General features: G+C 54.6%; 22 protein-coding genes. 12 read left to right on the top strand and 10 right to left on the bottom strand.

Annotated features, from left to right (window positions below; all coding sequences use genetic code 11):
• Nucleotides 1–11 precede the first annotated feature (11 nt).
• The 4 genes from AC6I8D_RS19505 to envC form a co-directional block, all read right to left on the bottom strand.
• On the bottom strand, nucleotides 12–923 hold the full coding sequence (locus AC6I8D_RS19505) for a hypothetical protein (protein WP_497820616.1): 912 nt from the start codon (nucleotides 921–923) through the stop codon (nucleotides 12–14).
• Entirely contained in the window at nucleotides 916–2,145 is a 1,230-nt protein-coding gene (locus AC6I8D_RS19500; RefSeq protein WP_497820615.1) for a glycosyltransferase, read from the bottom strand. The genes AC6I8D_RS19505 and AC6I8D_RS19500 overlap by 8 nt, the downstream gene beginning before the upstream one ends.
• A 103-nt stretch (nucleotides 2,146–2,248) precedes the next feature.
• Entirely contained in the window at nucleotides 2,249–3,160 is a 912-nt protein-coding gene (locus tag AC6I8D_RS19495; protein ID WP_497820614.1) for a divergent polysaccharide deacetylase family protein, read from the bottom strand.
• Nucleotides 3,161–3,163: 3 nt separating this feature from the next.
• Nucleotides 3,164–4,465: a murein hydrolase activator EnvC gene (gene envC, locus AC6I8D_RS19490; RefSeq protein WP_497820613.1), complete on the bottom strand. Its 1,302-nt coding sequence runs from the start codon at nucleotides 4,463–4,465 to the stop codon at nucleotides 3,164–3,166.
• A gap of 253 nt (nucleotides 4,466–4,718) precedes the next feature.
• On the opposite strand from envC, the gene AC6I8D_RS19485 reads away from it, so the two are divergent.
• The 5 genes from AC6I8D_RS19485 to cysE all read left to right on the top strand — a co-directional run bounded on the left by AC6I8D_RS19485 (nucleotide 4,719) and on the right by cysE (nucleotide 7,839).
• Nucleotides 4,719–5,150: a rhodanese-like domain-containing protein gene (locus AC6I8D_RS19485; protein ID WP_031375596.1), complete on the top strand. Its 432-nt coding sequence runs from the start codon at nucleotides 4,719–4,721 to the stop codon at nucleotides 5,148–5,150.
• 19 nt (nucleotides 5,151–5,169) lie between these two features.
• Entirely contained in the window at nucleotides 5,170–5,424 is a 255-nt protein-coding gene (gene grxC / locus AC6I8D_RS19480; protein WP_312055960.1) for a glutaredoxin 3, read from the top strand.
• A 38-nt stretch (nucleotides 5,425–5,462) separates the two neighbouring features.
• Entirely contained in the window at nucleotides 5,463–5,933 is a 471-nt protein-coding gene (secB, locus tag AC6I8D_RS19475; RefSeq protein ID WP_312055961.1) for a protein-export chaperone SecB, read from the top strand.
• The gene (gpsA, locus tag AC6I8D_RS19470) at nucleotides 5,933–6,949 is read left to right on the top strand and encodes an NAD(P)H-dependent glycerol-3-phosphate dehydrogenase (protein WP_312055962.1); all 1,017 of its coding nucleotides are present in this window, start codon (nucleotides 5,933–5,935) and stop codon (nucleotides 6,947–6,949) included. The genes secB and gpsA overlap by 1 nt, the downstream gene beginning before the upstream one ends.
• A 68-nt stretch (nucleotides 6,950–7,017) precedes the next feature.
• Nucleotides 7,018–7,839 (top strand): serine O-acetyltransferase, encoded by an 822-nt coding sequence (gene cysE, locus AC6I8D_RS19465; RefSeq protein WP_046289519.1) that lies wholly within the window; start codon nucleotides 7,018–7,020, stop codon nucleotides 7,837–7,839.
• On the opposite strand, the gene trmL is transcribed toward cysE, so the two are convergent.
• Genes trmL through cpxR form a run of 3 tightly spaced genes read right to left on the bottom strand, consistent with a single transcriptional unit; the run spans nucleotide 7,836 to nucleotide 10,419 of the window.
• Nucleotides 7,836–8,309: a tRNA (uridine(34)/cytosine(34)/5-carboxymethylaminomethyluridine(34)-2'-O)-methyltransferase TrmL gene (gene trmL / locus AC6I8D_RS19460; protein WP_312760496.1), complete on the bottom strand. Its 474-nt coding sequence runs from the start codon at nucleotides 8,307–8,309 to the stop codon at nucleotides 7,836–7,838. The two genes, cysE and trmL, sit on opposite strands and share 4 nt — an antisense overlap.
• Nucleotides 8,310–8,344: 35 nt before the next feature.
• Nucleotides 8,345–9,724: an envelope stress sensor histidine kinase CpxA gene (gene cpxA, locus AC6I8D_RS19455; protein WP_031375600.1), complete on the bottom strand. Its 1,380-nt coding sequence runs from the start codon at nucleotides 9,722–9,724 to the stop codon at nucleotides 8,345–8,347.
• Complete coding sequence (gene cpxR, locus AC6I8D_RS19450) at nucleotides 9,721–10,419, bottom strand: envelope stress response regulator transcription factor CpxR (protein ID WP_312055964.1); 699 nt, start codon at nucleotides 10,417–10,419, stop codon at nucleotides 9,721–9,723. Before cpxR ends, cpxA begins: the two co-directional genes overlap by 4 nt.
• 148 nt (nucleotides 10,420–10,567) lie before the next feature.
• Between cpxR and cpxP the strand changes: the two genes are divergently transcribed.
• The 6 genes from cpxP to AC6I8D_RS19420 all read left to right on the top strand — a co-directional run bounded on the left by cpxP (nucleotide 10,568) and on the right by AC6I8D_RS19420 (nucleotide 16,212).
• A complete protein-coding gene (gene cpxP / locus AC6I8D_RS19445) occupies nucleotides 10,568–11,077 on the top strand; it encodes a cell-envelope stress modulator CpxP (protein ID WP_031375602.1) in 510 nt (169 codons plus the stop codon).
• Nucleotides 11,078–11,691: 614 nt separating this feature from the next.
• Entirely contained in the window at nucleotides 11,692–11,847 is a 156-nt protein-coding gene (locus tag AC6I8D_RS19440; RefSeq protein WP_031375603.1) for a con-10 family general stress protein, read from the top strand.
• Nucleotides 11,848–12,083: 236 nt separating this feature from the next.
• Nucleotides 12,084–12,986: a CDF family cation-efflux transporter FieF gene (fieF, locus tag AC6I8D_RS19435; protein ID WP_312055966.1), complete on the top strand. Its 903-nt coding sequence runs from the start codon at nucleotides 12,084–12,086 to the stop codon at nucleotides 12,984–12,986.
• 208 nt (nucleotides 12,987–13,194) lie between these two features.
• Nucleotides 13,195–14,157: a 6-phosphofructokinase gene (gene pfkA, locus AC6I8D_RS19430; protein WP_046289520.1), complete on the top strand. Its 963-nt coding sequence runs from the start codon at nucleotides 13,195–13,197 to the stop codon at nucleotides 14,155–14,157.
• Nucleotides 14,158–14,300: 143 nt separating this feature from the next.
• Entirely contained in the window at nucleotides 14,301–15,290 is a 990-nt protein-coding gene (locus tag AC6I8D_RS19425) for a sulfate ABC transporter substrate-binding protein (protein ID WP_312055967.1), read from the top strand.
• Between the two features lie 148 nt (nucleotides 15,291–15,438).
• Nucleotides 15,439–16,212 (top strand): CDP-diacylglycerol diphosphatase, encoded by a 774-nt coding sequence (locus tag AC6I8D_RS19420; RefSeq protein WP_312055968.1) that lies wholly within the window; start codon nucleotides 15,439–15,441, stop codon nucleotides 16,210–16,212.
• A 29-nt stretch (nucleotides 16,213–16,241) separates the two neighbouring features.
• Here the strand turns inward: AC6I8D_RS19420 and tpiA are convergent, their stop codons facing one another.
• Together tpiA and AC6I8D_RS19410 are read right to left on the bottom strand one after the other, a co-directional pair.
• On the bottom strand, nucleotides 16,242–17,009 hold the full coding sequence (gene tpiA, locus AC6I8D_RS19415; RefSeq protein WP_031375607.1) for a triose-phosphate isomerase: 768 nt from the start codon (nucleotides 17,007–17,009) through the stop codon (nucleotides 16,242–16,244).
• A 120-nt stretch (nucleotides 17,010–17,129) separates the two neighbouring features.
• Entirely contained in the window at nucleotides 17,130–17,720 is a 591-nt protein-coding gene (locus AC6I8D_RS19410; RefSeq protein ID WP_312055969.1) for a DUF1454 family protein, read from the bottom strand.
• Between the two features lie 100 nt (nucleotides 17,721–17,820).
• Between AC6I8D_RS19410 and AC6I8D_RS19405 the strand changes: the two genes are divergently transcribed.
• Nucleotides 17,821–18,255, top strand: coding sequence for a DUF805 domain-containing protein (locus AC6I8D_RS19405; protein WP_497820612.1), 435 nt, complete (start codon nucleotides 17,821–17,823; stop codon nucleotides 18,253–18,255).
• Here AC6I8D_RS19405 and fpr read toward each other — a convergent pair.
• Nucleotides 18,246–18,992, bottom strand: a complete 747-nt coding sequence (fpr, locus tag AC6I8D_RS19400; protein ID WP_497820611.1) for a ferredoxin--NADP(+) reductase — start codon at nucleotides 18,990–18,992, stop codon at nucleotides 18,246–18,248. The genes AC6I8D_RS19405 and fpr overlap by 10 nt on opposite strands.
• Between the last annotated feature and the right edge of the window lie 23 nt (nucleotides 18,993–19,015).

The raw sequence follows: 19,015 nt of genomic DNA, 5'->3' as shown, positions 1-19,015 counted from the left end.
CGGCCGCGTTATTACGCCTGCTTTTTCTCTTCATCGGTCAGGTAGCGCACTTTGCGGGTGTAATCCTGGCCTTTAAACATCAGCGGCTGGCGGGGATCGCGGAGGTATTTTTGCCATTCCGACAGCGGGAAGCCGCCGTGTGCACCTACCACCTCAGTCGGTATCACCGCTGACTGACCGCCTATTTTCTTCGAAACCGGCCAGTTGGCCCATTCACCCAGATTAACAGTCCTCAGATCCAGCATGTCCAGCAACACCGCCAGCGGCAGCTGATCGGTCGGTGGCTGGCTGTCATTCATCAAATGCCAGGTATCATTAAATAGCGTCAGCCACAGCGGTGAAATACGCTGCCAGACCGCGCGCGTCGCCGCCAGATAAGCGCCATTGACGTGATCAACCAGGTAAGGACGGATGCTGGACGGGTAATAGGCGGGAATCACCTCTTTTGGCGCGCCTTCCAGTTTGGCAATCATTTTGCCCTGACGGAAGCTGGAGTAGAGATGGCCTGGCTTCATTCTGATGTCAGGCATCTTCAGTAGATTGAGGTCAGAATCGATCATCAGAATGCCGTCCCCTTTGGCCTGCAGGGGGGCCTGCAGTTTGATCAACCGGCTGCGATAGATCTGCTTATAGCGATAGTTTTCCTCGCGATGCGGAACGTCCAGCGTCGCCACCCGGGTTTTAGCCGGCAGTTCACCAAAGGCCGCCGCAGGTTGATCGCTGACGATAACAATCTCTTCTATCTGCGTCGCAAAGCGTGCGGCAAACGTGGCGCTGAGCAGGGCTTCTTCAATGTAATCCGCGCCGGTGCAGGGGATTACCACCGAGGTCAGCGTCACATCTCCCTGCACGTCCGCCTGATCGTAGGGCAGGTTATGGCGCGCCCGGATATGGCGATAGCGAGGATTTAAAAAATTAAGCATGGGGTTTTTCTCTGACGACGCTCTGAAGAATATTTTCAACGCCGCTGACGTAGGTTTCAATAGCGTATTGTTCGCGCACGCGCTTGCCTGCCGCATTGATCAGTCGCTGACGTAAATCCGCATCCTGCCACAGCGCAGTAAGATGCTGGGTCAGTTGCACCACATTGCCGTAATCAAACAGCAAGCCGGTTTCATCATGACTGATCAATTCGGCAGTACCGACCACGCGCGAACCGACGACGGCGGTGTTCACCAGCATCGCTTCCAGCACCACCCGTGGCAGACCTTCACTGCGTGACGCGAGAATAAACGCATCGAAGGCGGTGAGATAATCCAGTGCATTATTCTGGAAGCCGGTAAACACCACGTGATTCTGAATATTTTCCGCCGTCGCCAGCTGCAGCAGGTGCTGTAATTCAGGTCCGGCACCAACAACGATCATTTTCCAGTCAGCATCCGGATGCGCGCGTTTGAAGCGGCCCAGCGCCTGCAACGTATGGTGATTGGATTTACGTAATATCAGCGAACCGATGGAGCCAAACACAAAGGTACCGGGAGCCAGTTTAAAGCGCTGACGCACCTCAAGGCGGTCGGGCAGCGGCTGGTGGATATCAATAGCGTTGCTGACGGTAAAACAGCGATCTGCCTTCACGCCGTGCTTACGTAGCGTGGCGTTAACGCCCTCGGAGACCGCAATTACCGCCTGGCAATCCTGATTAACCATTTTAACCAGCCGCGGCTCCAGCAGCGGATCGATACGACAGTGCTGGACCACCGCCACATTCAGGCCTCGCGCCGCCAGATACCCTTCGACATTGGTACTGGGCTGGTTATTCATATACAGCGTGTCGTAGTTGCCCAGCTGTAACAACGAGTTGATTTTGCTGGCGTTGGGAATGATGCGCCAGCGCTCATCAATCAGATCGATGGCGCGCTTCTTAAGTTTTTTATTGAAAAACAGCAGTGCACGCGCCACCTCTTTGACGATTTTGGCCCAGCGCGGTTGTTTGATTTGCGGAATAAAGAATACCGGAATATCCAGTGCAAGCAGTACGGACTCAATGGTTTCACCGTTGCCGCGTCCGTAGTTGTGGTAGAAGCAGCAGGTGATATCAAATTTCTGACGATCAATACGCTTCAGCAGCTCCAGCATGCTGTTGGTGCCGCCTCCCCATTCTCTGCCGTTATCCAGCAGCAGAATTTTTTGTTTATTTATCGTCATCCGTCTCAATATTCCACACAGCACCTCATGGCCCGACCCGGGATTATAGTAATTTCTGCGTAGAATTGAACGCTAAGCTGCATACTTAGCATTCATAGCAAATTCAGAACAGACTTTTTACCTGCTTAAACAGCGGACTCTGGCTCACGCTTTCGCCTACCACTTCCAGTGCTCGCGTCGCCGGAACCGGTGTCAGCGGCCGTTTTGGCTTACACAGCCCAGGCGGCTGGAAGCGCGGTGAAACGGGCTTAGTGGGCGCTACCGATGTGGCTGGTGGGCGAGTGCCATTATGCAGCGGCTCGTTCAGCAACTGGCTGGGACGGACTAAGGTAATCTCAGCCGGCAGCGTGGGTAACATCTGTTGCAGCACCCGGACAGTATTGGGATGCGGATGGCCAATGGCGATGGCGTAGCCATCACGCTGCGCCAGCTTTACCGCGCGGCTGAACTGCTGGCGAATGGTGTTAATATCCTGGCTGTCATCCAGAAAAACTCTGCGCTTCAGCACCTTGACCTGGGTGCCCTGCGCCGCCGGCACTGCCTGGCTGTTCGCAATGGTCATGCTATCCAGGAAATAGAGGTTGTAATGGTTCAGCGCCTGCATCACTTTTTGCATGCCGGGCAGGCTGGAGGTCATTCTGCTGCCCATATGGTTATTGAGACCCACCGCATAAGGCACGTTGTTGACCGCATTGCGCATGATGCGTGCTACCTCTTCACTGCTCATCTCTGGCGTTAAGGTATCTTTCTCCAGCGGCTGCTTGCTGAGCGGTGCCATCGGAAGATGGATCAACACCTCATGACCACTCTGATGGGCTTTGGTGGCCATTTCATGCGCATGCGGCGCATTAGGCAGCACCGCGACCGAGATTGCCTGCGGCATCTGCAGAACCTTGTTTTCTTCGGTCGGGCGATAACCGACATCATCAATCACAATCGCGAGTTTGCCGGCGTGGGCAGCGTAGCTGAGCAACAAACTGCTCAGCAGTACGGAGATTTTTCGAAGTTGCAGCAAAACTTATTTTCCTAACCACGGGAGTGGGTTGACGGCCTGTCCCTGACGTCGAATTTCAAAATAGAGCGACGGTGTGCCACGGCCGCCACTGGTACCAACCAGCGCAATCGGCTGACCGGCTTTCACCTGGGCGCCGACGGTCACTAGCGCACTTTGGTTGTAGCCATACAGGCTCATGTCGCCTTTACCGTGCTCCAGTACCACCACCAGACCATAGCCCTGTAACCAGTCGGCCATCAGTACGCGACCGTCGGCGATGGCTTTCACCTCGGTGCCTTCGCGCGCATCAATCACCAGCCCTTTCCAGCGCAGCTCACCCTGAAGCTGTTCGCCAAAGCGATGCTCAATACGTCCGCGTACCGGCCACAGGGCCTGACCGCCGGCGCGACCCAGGCCGCCGGTTCGGGCGACCAGCTCGCGTTCACTCTGGGTCGGCTGATAACTTGATCCTTTGGCTTTCGCCTGCGCCTGACGCTGACGCACTTTTTCCGCTTCACGCGCTTCGCGGGCAGCACGTTCCCGTGCTTCACGTTCTGCCCGGGCGATTTTGTCCTGCAGACGGGTTTCGTTCTGGCGCATCTCCACCAGATCGGCCTGATCTTTTTCCAGCGCGCTTTCCAGTACCGTCAGGGTTTTCTTACGTGCTGCGCTCGCCAGCTGCAGTTTCTGCTGCTGGCTTTGCTGCTGGGCTAGCAGGCCTTTCTGCTGCTGTTGCTTCTGCTCCAGCGAGGCCCGCTGCTGGCTCAAATCCTGTCGCGTCTGCTGTAACGCTTCAATACTCTTCTGGCGTGCGGCATTCAGGTAACCGAAATAGGCCAGAATGCGTTCGCTGCGCTGGCTCTCTTCACCGCCCAGCAGCAGTTGCAGGCCATTATGCTGGCCCTGGCGAAACGCGGCGTCGAGCTGCTGTGAAAGCAGCTTTTCCTGTTGCGTCTGCTGCTTTTCAAGCCGGGCGATCGAGCTGGCGAGCTGGCTGATGTCATTATTCAATGCTGTCAGGCTATTCCGGGTTTCTCGCAGCTGACGACTGGCCTGCGCAATAATTTTTTCCTGACTCTGCAACTGATCCAGCAACTTGCTGCGCTGTAGCTTTTGCGCTTTAACGCTTTTCTCTTTTTCAGCGATGTTTTGCTGAATAGATTGCAGCTGGGATTTGCTGTCTTCCGCACTGCGCGCGGCGGTCGGCAATAACAGTACGCCCGCGCAAAGCAGGCTAAGGGATAGGGTGGACAGATGTGTGGACAACGGCAGGTTATCGCCGTTGCGACGGGTCCTTGTGTGCGAAACGGTTATTTTTCCCTTCATAGGCCAATGATTATTCCACGATGAACCGCCGCTTACCAGCAAACCGCTCCGGCATTTGCTTTTCCAGTTATGTCCGGTTTTTACAGGACATTGCCTAAGCGTTACGCCATTTTTGTGCTTTAGCCAGATTTTTTTGGAAAATGCTACTCAAATTACCACTCTGACCGCTTAGCATCTGTACATGAGAAGTGGCGCAGGTATACTCAGAACCCTTGTTTTAGCTTATTAGCCCGGTCTGGAGTCGTTACCCCTCATGCAAGAAATTATGCAGTTTGCAAGCAATCACCCCATCCTCAGTCTGGCATGGGTTGTTTTACTCATTCTGGTGATTGTGACTACCGTTAAAGGAATGTTCTCTAAGGTAAAAACTATCAGTCGTGGTGAAGCAACCCGCCTGATTAACAAAGAGGACGCGGTAGTTGTAGACGTGCGTTCGCGCGACGATTTTCGCAGAGGGCATATCTCAGGTGCGCTGAATGTAGCAGCCGCAGAGATTAAGAAAGGCAATTTAGGCGAACTGGAAAAACATAAAGCGCAGCCGATCATCGTGGTGTGCGCGACCGGACAAAGCGCGGCCGATCCTGCTGCCCATCTGAGTGCTGCTGGCTTTACCCAGGTGTCAGTGCTGAAAGACGGCATCAGCGGCTGGAGCGGTGAAAATCTGCCGTTAATTCGCGGTAAATAATCTTACATAGGTGCTAATCATGGCAAACGTTGAGATGTACACCAAAGCGACCTGTCCTTATTGCCATCAGGCGAAGGCGCTGTTAACGCAAAAAGGCGTATCGTTCCAGGAGATTCCCATCGATGGGGACATGGCGAAACGTGAAGAGATGATTAAGCGCAGCGGCCGGACGACCGTGCCTCAGATTTTTATTGATGCGCAGCACATTGGCGGCTGCGACGACTTATTTGCACTCGATAATCGCGAAGGTTTAGATCCTTTACTGCAGGCGTAATTTTACGCCGGACATTCTCACTTATAGGACCTGGTCACATGTCAGAACACAACACTAACGAAATGCAATTCCAGATTCAGCGCGTATACACCAAAGATATCTCATTTGAAGCGCCTAACGCGCCGCAGGTTTTCCAGAAAGAGTGGGAGCCGGACGTAAAACTGGATCTGGATACTGCATCTTCTCAACTGGCTGACGAAGTTTATGAAGTCGTGCTGCGTGTGACTGTAACCGCAACCGTCGGTGAAGAGACCGCTTTCCTGTGTGAAGTTCAGCAGGCCGGTATTTTCACTATCAGCGGTATCGAAGGCACGCAGCTGGCCCATTGCCTGGGTGCTTACTGCCCGAATATCCTGTTCCCGTATGCACGCGAATGCATTACCAGCCTGGTTTCACGTGGTACTTTCCCGCAGCTGAACCTGGCGCCGGTTAACTTTGATGCGCTGTTTATGAACTACCTGCAGCAGCAGCAAGGTGAAGAAGGCGCCGAACCACATCAGGATGCCTGATGACTACTCACGCTTCGATTAGCGTCATCGGTGCCGGCTCGTACGGCACCGCTTTGGCGATTACCCTGGCCCGTAACGGCCATCCGGTGCTGTTGTGGGGACATAACCCGGCGCACCTGGCGCAACTTCAGTCTGACCGCTGTAATACCGCTTTCCTGCCCGATGTGCCGTTCCCCGATAATCTCTCTCTTGAGCCTGACCTGGCGAAAGCCATTGCGGCCAGCCGCGATCTGTTGATTGTGGTGCCGAGTCACGTATTTGGTGATGTGCTGCAACAGATCAAGCCGGAATTACGCGCCGATTCGCGCATTGTCTGGGCGACCAAAGGGCTGGAAAAAGAGACCGGACGTCTGCTGCAGGATGTGGCGCGTGAGATCGTTGGCGAGGCGATACCGCTGGCGGTGATCTCCGGCCCGACCTTTGCAAAAGAGCTGGCGGCAGGTTTACCGACCGCGATTGCACTGGCAGCGACCGATGCCCGGTTTGCTGACGATTTGCAGCAGAAGCTGCACTGCGGCAAAAGTTTCCGCGTTTACAACAACCCTGACTTTATCGGCGTACAGCTGGGCGGGGCGGTTAAAAACGTAATTGCTATCGGTGCCGGTATCTCCGATGGCATCGGTTTCGGTGCCAATGCACGTACCGCATTAATTACGCGCGGGCTGGCGGAGATGAGTCGTCTCGGCGCGGCGCTAGGTGCCGATCCCACTACCTTTATGGGCATGGCGGGATTGGGTGATTTGGTCCTGACCTGTACCGATAATCAGTCGCGCAACCGTCGTTTTGGCATGATGCTGGGCCAGGGCGAGGATGTAGATAGCGCACAACGCATTATCGGACAAGTTGTAGAAGGCTACCGAAATACCAAGGAAGTCAGAGCGTTAGCCGCGCGAGTCGGCGTAGAAATGCCGATCACCGAGCAGATTTATCAGGTGCTGTATTGCGAAAAACCCGCGCGGGATGCAGCATTAAGCCTGCTGGGGCGGACAAGGAAGGACGAAAACAGCAATAGCTAAAGCAGGAAGCGTAGCGTCATCACCTGTAGCGCCCATTCAGGCGCTTTTTTTATCGGGAGAAAACAGCAATGTCGTCTGATGAGTTAGAACTGGTCTGGAATAATATCAAAGCAGAAGCGCGAGCCCTGGCTGATTGTGAGCCGATGCTGGCCAGCTTTTACCACGCGACATTGCTTAAGCATGAAAATCTCGGTAGTGCTTTGAGTTATATGCTGGCTAATAAGCTGGCCAACCCGATTATGCCGGCAATCGCTATCCGTGAGATAGTCGAAGAGGCCTATCGCGAAGACCCTACGATGATCCTGTCAGCCGCTTACGATATTCAGGCGGTCCGTCAGCGCGATCCGGCAGTGGATAAATACTCCACGCCGCTGCTCTATCTTAAAGGCTTCCACGCCTTACAGGCGTACCGTATCGGCCACTGGTTGTGGAACGAGGGACGTCGTGCGCTGGCGGTTTACCTGCAGAATGAAATTTCCGTCTCGTTTGCGGTTGATATCCATCCGGCCGCCAACATCGGTCACGGCATCATGCTCGACCATGCGACCGGGATTGTGATTGGCGAAACGGCAGTGGTTGAGAACGATGTCTCAATTTTGCAGTCGGTTACGCTTGGCGGGACCGGCAAAACCAGCGGCGATCGCCATCCAAAAATCCGTGAAGGGGTGATGATTGGTGCCGGGGCGAAAATCCTCGGCAACATTGAGGTCGGACGCGGAGCAAAAATCGGCGCCGGCTCGGTGGTCCTGCAGCCTGTGCCGCCGCATACCACCGCCGCAGGCGTGCCTGCGCGTATCGTCGGCAAGCCCGGCAGTGATAAGCCGTCAATGGATATGGATCAGCATTTCAATGGCAGCCTGGCGGGCTTTCAGTTTGGCGACGGCATCTAGTCTTTAGTCAGTGCGCCAGCGTAATCAAGCTGGCGCCACGCTTCATACACCACCACCGAGACCGCATTCGACAGATTCATACTGCGGCTTTCGGCCTGCATCGGTATACGAATCTTCTGCTGTGGCGGTAAGGCCTGCAAAATCTCAGCCGGCAGTCCGCGGCTCTCCGGACCAAACAGCAAATAATCCCCGGCCTGATACTGCACCGCGCTGTGCGCTGGCGTGCCTTTAGTGGTCAAAGCAAACAGCCGCGCGGGCGACTCTGCCGCCAGAAATGACGCATAGTCTGCGTGGAATTTGATGGCGGTAAATTCGTGATAATCCAGTCCGGCGCGGCGTAAGCGTTTATCATCCCAGGCAAAACCGAGCGGCTCAATCAGGTGGAGCTGAAAGCCGGTATTGGCGCACAGGCGAATGATATTGCCGGTATTCGGCGGGATTTCTGGTTCAAACAACACTATGTTAAGCATAAGGCCCCCGATAACGAGGGCCGAAGCATAGCAAATTATTGTCGACCGGAGGAGTAGAGCGGCAACCAGATCGTCAGGCGCAGGCCGCCAAGCGGGCTGTCATCGGCCTTAACCCAGCCGCGATGTTGCTGCACGGCGGTTTCGACGATGGCCAGACCAAGGCCGGTGCCGCCCGATTCGCGATCGCGCGCTTCATCAGTGCGATAAAACGGCCGGAATATCTGTTCGCGATCTTCCGGGCTGACGCCAGGACCATCATCATCGACATGGACCGTAATGCCGGCGATATCGACGGAGAAGCTGACGCTGATGTGGCTGTTTGAATAGCGCAGCGCGTTACGCACGATATTCTCCAGCGCACTTTCCAGCGCGTGCGGATTGCCGTAGAGCGGCCACGGACCCGGCGGATACGGGATGTCCATCTTCTTGCCCATCTGCTCGGCTTCGAAGCGGGCATCTTCCAGCACTCCGTTCCACAACTGGTTCGCCTTCATTGCCTCACTGACCAGCGCATTTTTATGCTGGGTTCGCGACAGCACCAGCAGGTCGTTAATCATGCCATCCAGACGCTGCGCTTCCATCTCAATGCGCTCCAGCTCTTTGCCCTCGCCCTGACGACGACGCAGCAACGCCGTTGCCAGCTGCAGTCGGGTAAGTGGTGTACGCAGCTCATGGCTGATATCTGACAGCAGACGTTGCTGACCGGTCATCATCCGTTCCAGCGCACTGACCATCTGATTAAAGCTGGAGCCGGCAGCCAGGAACTCCTGCGGGCCCGACTCCAGTTCCGGATGCTGACGCAGGTTACCGCTGGCGACTTCATCGGCAGCATATTTCAGCTTACGGGCCGGACGCGCCAGGCTCCAGGCCAGCCATAATAGCAGGGGTGAACTGATCAACATTGTTACGATCAGCAGCAATAAGGGGCGATCAAACAGCAGGTTGATGAAATCGAGCTGGGAACTGTTGGCAGGACGGATCATATAGAGCTGGTAGTTATCTTCACCGTCCCGAACCGCAAACGGCCCCACCAGCTCAACCCGACCATACTTCTTCTTCTGCGGATGATCCGCATTATCGGACTGGCCGATAAAATTACGAATAACCTGCATTTCATTATGCTGCGCGCCGATTACCCGGCCTTCGCTGGTCACTAACAATAGCCGCTGACCCGGCGGCGCCCATTTTTCTACTGCACGGAATAACCGGCGCCACCACATCAGATCGTTAGGCGGATCCTGTGACAGCTCGGCTTCAACATGCTGCTCGATCATGATGCCCTGCCGCTGTTCACTTTCAAGCAGCGAGGTCATCTGTCGGGAATCGAGTTTGGGGACCATCAGCACCAGCATCAACACCAACGCCAGGGTTAACCAGAAGATGGCAAAGATGCGGGTGGTCAGACTGCCAATCATGATGCCGAAACCATCAGATAGCCCCGGCCGCGTAAGGTTTTAAACCATGGGTGACCGTCACGACGCTCAGGAAGCTTACGGCGCAGGTTAGAGATATGCATATCAATTGCCCGGTCAAATGGCGTCAGGCGTTTACCCAGTACTTCCTGGCTCAGATGTTCACGCGACACCACCTGACCCAGATGCTGTGCCAGCAGATAGAGCAGGGTGAATTCGGTGCCGGTCAGATCCAGCGTCACGTCATCAAAGCTGGCCTCCTGGCGACCCGGATTAAGCCGCAGGCAATCGACTTCCAGCGTCGGTGAGCTGTTGTCCTGCTGCTGTTGCTGTTCACTCCAGTTAGAGCGGCGCAGAATGGCACGGATACGGGCCACCAGCTCACGATCGTTAAACGGTTTAGGCAGGTAGTCATCCGCACCCAGTTCGAGACCCAGTACGCGATCCAGCTCGCTACCGCGTGCGGTCAGCATGATGACCGGTGTCTGGTGCTGCTGTCGCAGCTCCTTCAGGGTGTCGATACCGTTCTTCTTCGGCATCATCACATCCAGTAACAGCAGATCAACGGAGTTATCAAGCACGTTCAGCGCTTGTTCACCGTCGCTGGCTACCACCACTTCAAACCCTTCCATTTCTAACAGTTCTTTTAAAAGCGAAGTTAATTCGCGGTCATCATCTACCAACAGGATTTTATTCATTTTTGTAGCCCTCCGCAGGCAAAATACCGTGTTCCTGGCGCACCTATCCATCGCTTTACGTAGTTTTACACCCCCTGACGGATGTTTGCAGCTATCGCCGTACACTGGCTCTCGTTGAATCGCAAAACGGAACGAACTGGAGTAAACGATGCGCACATTAACCGCCGTCGTCCTTGCCTCAGCGATGGCTCTCAGTCTCGCCAGCGCAGGTGCAAAAGATACGACGACGATTGACGAGATGCATCATGGCGGATTGCCGACAGGCAGTATGACGCAAAATCCACAAAGCCACATGTTCGAGGGCATCGAGTTGACCGAACAGCAGCGTCAGCAGATGCGTGACCTGATGCAACAGGCCCGACACGAACGCCCGGCGGTCCGTCTTGATGATATCGCCGCTCTGCATGAGTTAGTGACTGCAGACAAATTTAACGAAACGGCCATCCGCGAGAAGGCGGAAACCATCGCCAGAGTTCAGGTTGAACAACAGGTCGAGATGGCGCGTGTACAGAATCAAATGTTTCATCTGCTAACGCCGGCCCAGCAGGCCACGTTGCAGAAGAACTACCAGCAGCGACTGAATGAGCTGCGTCATTTATCGAATTTGCAGTCAGCATCATCACTGCAAGCAGTGAGTAGTACCAGCAGTAACCAGTAACATAGTATCCCTGTTTTCCTTGCCATAGACACCATCCCTGTCTTCCCCCGCATGATGCGGGGGTTTTTTTTATCAGGGGATTAACGCCACGTTATTCTGAATCACACATTTAAGAAATTCATGACGCGACATCAAGCTTTATGAAGTAATCAGAGTGTGGTCGGTAGGAAGAGACACTGGGCTTCAGTTCCCTGTTGACGGGTAAAACGCGCCTTCGCAAAAGCGGGGTTTTTATCTTTTTACGGGTTATTTTGTTTTGACAGTAATACTCACTCCGCAATAAAAATGCCCTTTCATTAACGCTTATCCAGCCTGAGCTACCACTCATCACCGTTTATGCGCCTTTAAGCATGATGACTGTGCTTAAGCGCACCGGAAACGATTTGCGCGGCGGTTAAATTAGTAATCCGTTGAAATATAAAACTTTTATTTCAAGTTATGCCCGATTAACCCGGCTTTTCAACGGCCTGCGTTCCCCGCGTTGCGCTTGCTGGATCAGGTCCAGCTTCTACACTTAATCCTGTCACTGCAGGGAAGTGCAGTGTCTTCGCGAAGTCTCAGGGAGCAACAACCACATTATGTCGTCCTGAATGAATCTATTAACGGAGTAAGTTATGGCAGAGCATCGTGGTGGTTCAGGTAATTTCGCAGAAAATCCGCAAAAAGCATCTGAAGCCGGTAAAAAAGGCGGCCAGAACAGCGGCGGCGGAAATTTCAAAAACGATCGTGAAAAAGCATCAGAAGCAGGGAAAAAAGGCGGCAAAAAGTAATTGCTGTCCTGCACTCTGACACGGCTGGCAGATGAAATAAGGCTGGCACTGATGTAGTAAGCACTTTGCCCCGTCCTCCTGCTGTGGTCGGGGCTTGTTTTTATCATGACGTTCTCTCGCCGACTGATCTTCCTCTCTTTGATCACAATTAAGCGGTCTGCTGACAGCAGTGTTAAACTTTAGCCACTCTTTCATTTGGGTGCGCATCACCCTTGATGCTGCATACGGAACCTGGCATGCAACCCTCATATGGCCGATTGGTAAAGCGTGCTGCACTGGCCGCGACTATCCTTGCGTCTGCGCTGTTAATCGTGAAGATTTTCGCCTGGTGGTACACCGGTTCAGTGAGCTTGCTGGCTGCGCTGGTCGATTCACTGGTCGATATCGCCGCCTCGCTGACCAACCTGCTGGTGGTGCGTTATGCGCTGCAACCGGCGGATGAAAACCACACCTTCGGACATGGCAAAGCGGAGTCGCTGGCGGCGCTGGCGCAAAGCATGTTTATCTCAGGCTCCGCGCTATTTCTGTTTCTGACCGGTCTGCAACATCTCGCTTCCCCCAACGTACTCCATGCGCCCGGCGTCGGCATTGTGGTCACTGTGGTGGCACTGACCTCGACCCTGATTCTGGTGGCATTTCAACGCTGGGTGGTGCGCAAAACCCGCAGCCAGGCAATCCGGGCCGATATGCTGCACTATCAGTCAGATGTGATTATGAACGGTGCTATCCTGATCGCGCTGGTGCTGAGCGGCTATGGCTTTGCCCGGGCGGACGCGCTGTTTGCGCTGGGTATTGGCGTGTTCATTCTCTACAGCGCGCTGCGGATGGGATATGAGGCGGTTCAGGCACTGCTGGATCGGGCGCTGCCGGAAGAGGAACGACAGAGAATTCTGACGATAGCGACGCAGTGGCCACGGGTTCAGGGAGTACACGATCTGCGCACCCGCCAGTCCGGGCCTACCAAATTTATCCAGCTGCATCTGGAGTTAGAAGATCAGCTGCCGCTGGTACAGGCACACCGTGTTGCGGACCAGGTTGAGAAAGCATTACGCAAAGAATTTCCCGGTTCGGACGTAATTATCCATCAGGATCCCTGTTCTGTGGTACCGTTCGAGAGAGAAGATTCTTTAGGTTTTTAACTTAAATGAATCAAACTGATACGAAAGGCATGACGTAACGCTAACATTGCTGCAAAAAATAGTGAAAAGTTGTCTGACCTGAATCAATTCAGCAGCAAGCCTTTGATATACTATCTGCCATCACGTATCGCGCGAATCGCAAGAATGATGTTCAGCAGCGATCGACAGGCAGGATTAACCCTTAGTTTTGAACAATCCAGAGGTTGTCATGATCAAAAAAATTGGTGTATTGACCAGCGGCGGCGACGCCCCAGGCATGAACGCAGCTATTCGTGGAGTGGTACGTTCCGCGCTGAGTGAAGGACTGGAAGTTTTTGGGATCTATGACGGTTATCTGGGTTTGTATGAAGATCGCATGATCAACCTCGATCGCTATAGCGTCTCCGATATGATCAACCGCGGCGGCACCTTCCTCGGTTCTGCACGCTTTCCTGAATTCCGTAATGAAGATGTGCGTCAGGTCGCGATTGAAAACATGAAAAAGCGTGGCATCGATGCGCTGGTGGTTATTGGTGGTGACGGTTCTTATATGGGCGCTAAGCGCCTGACCGAGATGGGCTTTCCCTGCATCGGTTTACCCGGCACCATCGATAACGACGTAGCCGGTACCGATTACACCATTGGCTATTTCACCGCGCTGGAAACCGTGGTAGAAGCGATTGACCGTCTGCGTGATACCTCATCATCACATCAGCGTATTTCGATTGTTGAAGTTATGGGCCGCTATTGCGGTGACCTGACGCTGGCTGCGGCGATTGCCGGCGGCTGCGAATTCATCGTGTTGCCGGAGATCCCATACACCCGCGAAGAGCTGGTGGCGGAAATCAAAGCTGGCATTGCCAAAGGTAAAAAGCACGCTATCGTGGCGATTACCGAACATATCTGCGATATCGACGATTTGGCGCGCTTCATCGAAACCGAAACCAAGCGCGAAACCCGCTCAACCGTGCTGGGTCACATTCAGCGTGGCGGTGCGCCTTGTGCTTATGACCGTATTCTGGCGTCACGCATGGGTGCCTACTCGATTGAGCTGCTGATGCAGGGTTATGGCGGACGTTGCGTCGGCATTCAAAACGAGAAGATGGTGCATCACGACATCATCGACGCGATTGAAAATATGAAGCGTCCGTTCAAGCGCGACTGGCTGGATACCGCTAAACAGCTCTACTAATCTCTTCTCCGGGCGTGCAGCATTGCACGCCCAACCTGCCTGTCTGTATATTCCGCATGGTTATAACAGCTTATTTTTAATTCTTTTAGCTCTGTAATGGTTTATGTCACGCTTAGCCCATAACGATATTGGGAGAGTGCGTAATGAACAAGTGGAGTATCGGAATTACCCTGTTGCTGGCCTCAACCAGCGTGCTGGCGAAAGACATCCAGTTATTAAACGTTTCCTACGATCCGACACGCGAGTTGTATGAGCAATACAACAAAGCGTTCAGTGCGCACTACAAACAGGAAACCGGCGATAACGTTGTGGTCCGTCAGTCTCATGGCGGTTCCGGTAAGCAGGCTACCTCGGTCATCAACGGTATTCGTGCCGACGTCGTTACTCTGGCGTTGCAGTCAGATGTGGATGCGATTGCTGAGCGTGGCCGTATCGACAAAAACTGGCTTCAGCGCCTACCCGAAAACTCCGCACCCTACACCTCGACCATCGTCTTCCTGGTACGCAAAGGTAATCCCAAAGGCATTCATGACTGGAGCGATCTGATCAAACCGGGCGTATCGGTAATTACCCCGAACCCGAAAACCTCGGGTGGCGCACGCTGGAACTATCTGGCCGCCTGGGGCTGGGCACTGGACCACAATAACGGCGATCAGGCCAAAGCGCTGGCCTACGTCCGGGCGCTGTTCAAAAACGTCGAAGTGCAGGATTCCGGCGCGCGCGGCGCAACCAATACCTTTGTTGAGCGCGGTATCGGTGATGTGCTGATCGCCTGGGAAAACGAAGCGTATCTGGCGGTTAACAAGCTGGGTAAAGACAAGTTTGAGATTGTGACCCCGAGCGAATCCATTCTGGCCGAACCCACCGTATCGGTCGTCGACAAAGTAGTGGATGAGAAGGGCACACGCAAGGTGGCGGATGCCTACCTCAAGTATCTCTACTCGCCAGAAGGCCAGACCATCGCCGCACAGAACTACTATCGTCCGCGTGATGCTGAAGTAGCGAAAAAATTCGCCAGCACCTTTGCGCCAGTGAAGCTGTTTACCATTCAGGATAAATTCGGCGGCTGGACCCAGGCACAAAAAGCGCACTTCGCCGATGGCGGCAGCTACGACCAGGTCATGAAACCCTAATCGGGTGCGGCCAGCACGCCCTGTGCTGGCCGCTTCACAGTTCTTCCCCCGCTCATCACCATTTCTTACTCCCGCACAGAATTCTCCGTGACATTCCCTGATCGCCAGGCGAGGATGCAGGCTGCTGAATCCCACAGGAAGCGTTGTTATGCAGCCACGTCGTCGCGCAGTCGCTCTGATTGCGTTTTTGCTGATACTGGTGATTGCGGGCATGCTGGTCGCTGCCCTTCATTTCAAAAAAAACGCCGATGCGCTGTGGCAAATCGTCAGCGAAAAGTGCCTGCCCAATCAGCTGCGCCATGGCGAGCCGGCTCCCTGCCAGCGGGTTGATCTGCAGCATCGCTACGCCACGCTGAAAGATATTAACGGCCCGCTGCAATATCTGCTGATCCCACTCGATAAAATCAGTGGCATTGAAAGCCCGCAGCTGTTGAAGACCACCACGCCCAACTATTTTTCTTTCGCCTGGCATGAACGCCAGTTACTGGCGCAACGGCATGGCGCGCCGATTGACGATCGGGTGCTTTCGCTGGCGATCAACGCACAGTACGGCCGCAGCCAGAACCAGCTGCATATCCATCTCTCCTGTTTACGGCCGGATGTGCGTCAGCAGCTTGATCAGCTGATGCCGCAGCTTACGGCACGGTGGCAGACGACCACGCTGCGTAACCATCGCTACTGGCTGCGCGCGCTGTCGCCCGCAGAGCTGGCACAGCAAAGCGTTTTCATCCGTCTGGCGGATGAGGTGCCACAGGCACGTACGGCGATGGGGAAATATGGGCTGGCGCTGGCGCCTTTATCTGACGGGCGGCTGGTGTTGATGGCGATTGAGCGCAACTGGCTGCTGCTGAACCGTGGTTCAGCGGAAGAGGTGCAGGATCATCAATGTCAGCTGATCGCGCCAATAAAAAAGGCGGCTTAATAAGCCGCCTTCAGGGTGCGCATTAGCGCTTAGGCATTTTTCGCCGCTGCTGCCGCTTTAACAATCACGGCAAACGCATCGGCTTTCAGTGACGCACCGCCAACCAGCGCGCCATCAATGTCGGGCTGGGTGAACAGCTCAGCGGCATTTTTATCGTTAACTGAACCGCCGTACTGAATGATGACCTGTTCAGCGATCGCCGCATCTTTCTTCGCGATATGATCACGAATAAATTTATGCACCGCCTGCGCCTGCGCAGGGGTCGCTGATTTACCGGTACCGATAGCCCAGACTGGCTCGTAAGCGATGACCGCGTCTTTGAACGCTTCGGCACCCTGCGTTTCCAGCACGGCATCCAGCTGACGCGCGCAGACTTCTTCAGTTTTACCCGCTTCGTTTTCTGCTTCGGTTTCGCCAATGCACAGCACCGGTACCAGACCCACAGACTTCAGCACCGCGTATTTCTTCGCAATGAATTCGTCGCTTTCTTTATGGTAGGTACGGCGTTCGGAGTGACCGATGATGATATATTTTGCACCGATATCTTTCAGCATCTCGGCAGAAACTTCACCGGTAAAGGCGCCAGACAGGTTAACGTCTACGTTCTGCGCACCCAGTGCGATGTGGCTACCAGAGATGGCATGTTTCGCCTGCTCGAGATAGACGGTTGGCGGTGCAATGGCTACGCCACACCCATCAACGCCGGACAGTTCCTTGCGCAGACCGTCGATCAGTTCGGCTGTCATCTGCTTGCTGCCATTCAACTTCCAGTTACCCATAACCAGTGGATGTCGCATTCTATCCTCCGCATAACGCGATACATGAAAAATCGCTGCCAGCTGGCAGCGTTGTCTGCCAGACAGTATAGAGATCAAATGTGGCGATGGCTTTGCTTTTCGTCATTTTTGCCCACATCATCAGGGGGTCGCGAGCGCCAGTTTGACCGGTTCAATCGCAAAGGTTAATCCCTTGTCGCCGTTGTCAGCCACCACAAAACGCAACGCGCCTTCGACGTGAGCATAGTAGGGTGATCCCTTACCTTCTTTCAGCAATTCATCCAGCTTTTTACGCCCCTCTTCAGCGCTCAATCCCGGGACGAAGAACCGCAGCGAAGCGGTCATATAGGCCAGCGCTTTCTCCTGTGACGCACTCTGATCCGGACCGGGCAGCGGCAGCCAGGTAATCTGCAGAGTTTTGATTTTTCCGGTACCCGGCTCCAGTGCCGTCGAGGCATACAGGGTTTCGTTAATTTTGCTGGCGGCGCGCGTCAGATTGCTTTTGTCACCGCGATTATCAATGGCACGATACTCCAGCAGCGGCAGAGCCGGATTCGCCAGATTGTACTTTTCGCGAAACTGGCCGATTGTCATGTCAAAGGTGGGCGCACCCGCCAGCAGGTAAGGCGCAGCGGGCGGTGCGTCGGCCCGCTCCTGCGGTTGCGGATCGGCGGCAAATGCCGGAACCGTCAGCGCAAGCGATAACAGCAGTGCGCCAGGCAAATTCTTCATTTTGTCGACCCTAACCAGTAAACTCATGCCCAAATTAGAACGGTTTTTATCCGCGAGGTCAAAAGCGCGGCGGCTTTAATTTCTGCTGGGACAATAATGCATGACATTACAACAATGGTGTTTTTCTTATCGTGGCCGGCTGGGGCGACGTGACTTCTGGATCTGGCAGGCGGTCTGGCTGTTGACGACCACCTTATTATTCGTTTTAGCGGCGAATGAGTGGCTGGATACGCAAATGGCCGCATTCGGCGTGGTATGCCTGCTGTGGCCCGCCAGCGCGGTGCTGGTAAAGCGTCTGCACGATCGTAATCGTCGCGGCTACTGGGGATTTTTACTGATTGCAGCCTGGTTGTTGGTGGCGGGAAACTGGAGCATGTTAAACGGCATCCTGCCGTGGCTGGTGGGACGGGCCATTCCATTTGTGATACTGGCTGGACTGCTACTCGATATCGGCGTGTTTCGCGGCACCGCCGGCGATAACCGGTTTGGTGCCGCGGCGCAGCCTGTGCGTTACTGGCAGGCGGCTCACCAGTAATGTTCGCTGGTGATGTGGCCCGGTTTGCGCTTCAGGTGTTTGCGCATCTCGCGCGTCTCCTTAAGCAATTGCTGGGTATCACGCACCATCTGCGGGTTGCCGCACAGCATCACGTGGCTGCTGTCGGCATCGAGCGGTAATCCCACTGCGCGTTCCAGTTCGCCATTTTCAATCAGCGCAGGCACCCGACCGGTGAGTGAACCGGCGATCTGTTCGCGGCTGACCACCGTCTGGATATGCAGCTTGCCGTGATAAACCTGCTGTAACTGCTGCATCAGCGGCAAAAAACTCAGGTCGGCAGCATAACGCGCCGCATGCACCAGCACGATATTTTCAAACCGGTCCAGGCCTTCGCCCTGCTGGAGCATAGAAAGATAAGGACCGATGGCGGTGCCGGTCGCCAGCATCCATAAGGTCCGACAGTCCGGAACCTCATCCAGCACGAAGAAACCGGCCGCCTCTTTGGTGACCATTACCTGATCGCCCGGGCGCAGCGCCTGTAAATGCGGGCTGAGCTTGCCTTCCGGGACCGTGACCAGATAGAACTCCAGCAGGTCATCTTTTGGCGCATTAACGTAGGAGTAAGCACGCTGGACACGTTCGCCATCGATCTCTAGCGCCAGCTTGGCAAACTGCCCGGCGATAAACGGATCGACTGGCGCCTGAACCCGAAGGCTGAACAGCGCATCCGTCCAGTTTTTGACTTCCTTCACTTGAGCATTGACCCACTCGGCCATAATCACTCCCTGGTTGTTGAATA

Source organism: Pantoea sp. X-Soil-MYKO-1785, from assembly GCF_059730675.1.
Note: the sequence above shows the minus strand (reverse complement) of the source record. Positions and strands in the feature narration are given on the sequence as shown.